The sequence below is a fragment of the Sphingobacterium sp. UBA2610 genome (assembly GCF_002339225.1).
Taxonomy (GTDB): Bacteria; Bacteroidota; Bacteroidia; order Sphingobacteriales; family Sphingobacteriaceae; genus Sphingobacterium; species Sphingobacterium multivorum.
On the sequence record NZ_DDKA01000027.1, the window covers coordinates 15,000 to 15,430 of the forward strand.

Below are 431 nucleotides of genomic sequence, written 5' to 3' on the forward strand. Positions count from 1 at the left end.
TGCGATGGCCTTAGCAAAGAAAAAAGGAGAAGAAATTGATGCAGATCTTGTATTAGCAACAGACCCTGATGCCGATCGTGTAGGTATTGCCGTAAAAAATAATAAGGGCGAGTTTCAACTGCTCAATGGTAATCAGATCGGCAGTTTATTGGTATACTATGTCCTCAGTGCAAAAAGTGAACTAAAACAACTCGGATCGAATCCATATATTGTAAAAACCATCGTCACCAGCAACTTACAAGCCGATATTGCAGATCACTATGGTGTAAAACACTATGAAACCCTTACTGGCTTCAAATATATCGGTGAATTGATTACCAATTTAGGTGATTCAGCACAATATCTTGTGGGCGGAGAAGAAAGTTATGGTTTCTTAGTAGGCGATTTAGTGCGTGACAAGGACGCTCCAAACTCTTGTGCTTTCCTAGCCG

Annotated in this window: 1 pseudogene; it reads left to right on the top strand. The window is 40.6% G+C overall.

The annotated features are described in order from the left end of the window. Window positions 1-431 (top strand): annotated as a pseudogene (locus tag B4Z47_RS19460) (phospho-sugar mutase); the annotation flags it as partial.